This is a genomic window from Cupriavidus sp. YAF13 (assembly GCF_052113425.1).
Lineage (GTDB): Bacteria > Pseudomonadota > Gammaproteobacteria > Burkholderiales > Burkholderiaceae > Cupriavidus.
Genome location: NZ_JBFRDD010000129.1, coordinates 1 through 2,995, shown reverse-complemented (window position 1 = coordinate 2,995; position 2,995 = coordinate 1). Strand labels below are relative to the sequence as shown.

Genomic DNA, 2,995 nt, shown 5'->3' with positions numbered 1-2,995 from the left:
GAGTTTGGGTCCCGGCCGCTCTTTTCGTCGAATCCCGAGGGGGTAGTCGCCCYATCCGGCGCGCCTTTTTTGCCTACTTTTTTGGCAAGACAAAAAAGTAGGTCGCCGCCCCGCAGGGGTGGTGAAACTGCAGTTGCYTTTGACYTTGACGTTAAGCAGCTGCAGTTGGGACCACTAACCTACCCCCAACCTCAAATCACCAACTCAATAACAAACGGCCCCCGCCGAGCATTAGCCATACCAAACAACTCAGCGAACCGCTCCATATCCTCAGCCCGCGCAGCCTCCACCCCCATCCCATTGGCCAGCTGCACCCAGTTAAGATCCGGATTGCCGATATCCAGCATATCAAGCGCAGTCTTGCCCGGATTGGCCCCAACCCCAGCCAGCTCACCCAGCAAAATCGCATACTTCCGATTAGCCAGAATCACCACGGTGACGTCAAGCTTCTCCCGCGCCATGGTCCACAGCGATTGCAGTGTGTACATCCCCGAGCCATCGGCCTGCAGCGCAACAACCCGACGCCCCGGCGCGGCAACCGCGGCGCCAGTCGCCAGCGGCAGCCCATCGCCGATAGCACCACCAGTCAGTTGCAGCCAGTCATGCGGCGCGGCATGCACGGTCCCCGGGTAAAACGCACGCCCGAAGCTCACGCTCTCTTCCACCACGATGGCCTGCTCCGGCAGCAGCGCCGTCAGCGTTTGCGCGACCGCCTCGGAGGTCACCGCGCCCTTGGCGATCCCACGCGGCGCGACCGAAGCCGGCACCGGCACCGAGGGGGCGCCAAGCTCGTCGGCAAGACGCGCCAGGGCTTCGGCCAGATCTTGTTCCGGACGTGCCAGCACATGGATCTCAGCGTCTTCCGGATACGGACGCGGCGACTTGCCCGGGTAGGCGAAGAACGTCACCGGCGGCGGCGCGCCCACCAGGATGACATTGCGGATGCCGGCCAGCTTGTCACGCGCCACGTCGCCGGAATAGGGCACCCGATCCACATTGAAACGGCCGCGGCCGCGCGACACGCGGGCGTTGGACATCGGCGTGATCAGGCGCGCGTCGGTGGCGGCGGCGATGCGGTGCGCATCGGCCAGCGGCGCTTCGCGCAGCGCGGTGCCGGCCAGCACGATCAGCGTGGGCTGGCCCGAGCGCAGCAGGCGTGCTGCTTGCTGGACGGCGTCGGGCGAGACCTTGGGCACCGCCAGCGGCGCCAGCGGCACGCCTACCTTGCCGCCGGCATCCCAGCAGACATCCGAGGGCAGGATCAGGCTGGCGACCCCGCCGGGGGCGGCGCACGCGGCCTGCACGGCCGTGGCGGCATCGGCGCCGACCGATGCCGCATCCGTGGCGGTGCGGGTCCAGACCGAGACGGGGCGCGCCCAGCCTTCCGTGTCGGCCGTCAGCGGAGCGTCGAACGGACGGTGATAGGTGGCCTGGTCGCCTACGATGTTGATCACCGGCGTCTGCGCGCGGCGCGCGTTATGCAGGTTGGCCAGGCCATTGGCCAGGCCCGGGCCGCAGTGCAGCAGCGTGGCCGCCGGCTTGTCGGCCATACGCGCGTAGCCATCGGCCGCGCCGGTCACCACGCCTTCAAACAGGCCGAGCACGCAACGCATGCCGGGAATGCGGTCGAGCGCTGCCACGAAGTGCATTTCGCTGGTGCCGGGGTTGGCAAAGCAGGTGTCCACGCCGCAGGCCAGCAGCGTCTTGACCAGGCTCTCGGCGCCGTTCATCTCGCTCTGCCCGCTGTTGCCCTGGGTTGCATGGCTACCTTGGTTGCGGTCGGTATTCGGCATCTCGTTCATTTCCAGTTGGCGGATTGGGGAATGGATTGGTGGACAAGCATCAGGATTGCGCCGGCGGCGTGGCGGCCGGGCACGGTGGGGCATAAACGGGGGCGGCGCCCGCGCCGGGCGCGAGCAGGTCGAAATCCAGGCAGACGAACTCGCTCGGGAATTCGATGCGCGCGTAATAGACGATCACGCCGTCCACGCACGCATAGCGCCGCAATTCGGCCACCGGCGCGCCAACGGGCAAGGCCAGCCTGGCGGCCGATTCCGCGCCCGCCGCAATGATCGACAGGCGCTGCCTGGCGGCGGTGACCTTCAGCTGGGGGAAACGATCCAGCACCGGCACCGAGGGCCCGTGGCGGAACGCTTCCGGCTTGCGGGCAAACACGCTGGCCTCGATGAAGACCTCGCCCAGCGCGAACGGGCGCTGCTCGATCCGGTGCAGGCGGCGCAGGAAGTGATAGCCCGGCGCGCGCGCGGCGGCGCAAGGCATGCCCAGTTCGTCCGGCAAGGTGACGGTGCCGTCGGATTCTGACAGCGCCTCGGTGTCGAGCTGCTCGCCGACCGCCACCACCTGGTCCCAGCTCACCGGCAGCCTCATGGCGCGGCGCTCGCGGCAGCTTGCCTTGACGAACGTGCCACGCCCGCGCTCGCGGGTCAGCAGGCCTTCTTCGTCAAGCAGTGAGAGCGCGTGATGCATGGTCATGCGCGCCACGCCGAACTCGCGGCAAAGCTGTTCGAGCGACGGGATGCGCTCGCCTTGGCGCCATTCGCCACTCTCGATATGGCGGCGGAAGATCGTGGCGAGCTGGAGGTAGACCGGCTGGCGGCTGCGGGACAAGAGGTCGCTGGAGGCAGGCAAGGCGGTGAGAGCGGGATTCGGCATCGTCGGCGGGAGCAACGCAGCGACTGCAAAAGCTGGGGGCGCCAGCGTGTTAGCGCCGGCTGGCAGTGGCTTGCGGAAGTGGCCTACTTTAATAAGGTCTACAAACCTAGACTACTAGGGTTTACAGTAGTCTAAGTCTATACACCCGGCGTAAAAAAACGCAGGCCGAAGCCTTAATGCCGTTCAGTTAAGGTCCCTATTGAGGAAGCGAACGGCATAGCGTGAAGGGCGGGACTTGACGACCCGGTCGCATGAGCGACCGGGTCGTTTCACATTGGGCAGCGACTTTAGGCGCTCGCGTAGGCGCTGCAGGCAGGCGGGC

2 protein-coding genes and 1 pseudogene are annotated in these 2,995 nt (G+C 66.7%); all 3 read right to left on the bottom strand.

Going from position 1 to position 2,995, the window contains the following annotated elements; genetic code table 11:
* Positions 1–191: 191 nt before the first annotated feature.
* On the bottom strand, positions 192–1,730 hold the full coding sequence (locus AB4061_RS40390; protein ID WP_441641631.1) for an acetolactate synthase large subunit: 1,539 nt from the start codon (positions 1,728–1,730) through the stop codon (positions 192–194).
* A gap of 112 nt (positions 1,731–1,842) precedes the next feature.
* The gene (locus AB4061_RS40385) at positions 1,843–2,673 is read right to left on the bottom strand and encodes a GntR family transcriptional regulator (protein ID WP_441641630.1); all 831 of its coding nucleotides are present in this window, start codon (positions 2,671–2,673) and stop codon (positions 1,843–1,845) included.
* A 183-nt stretch (positions 2,674–2,856) separates the two neighbouring features.
* Positions 2,857–2,995 (bottom strand): annotated as a pseudogene (locus AB4061_RS40380) (IS4 family transposase); the annotation flags it as partial.

Bases quoted from the DNA above. Each gene is read 5' to 3' on its own strand.
- AB4061_RS40390 (WP_441641631.1), bottom strand. From the start codon at position 1,730: ATGAACGGCGCCGAGAGCCTGGTCAAGACGCTGCTGGCCTGCGGCGTG.
- AB4061_RS40385 (WP_441641630.1), bottom strand. From the start codon at position 2,673: ATGCCGAATCCCGCTCTCACCGCCTTGCCTGCCTCCAGCGACCTCTTG.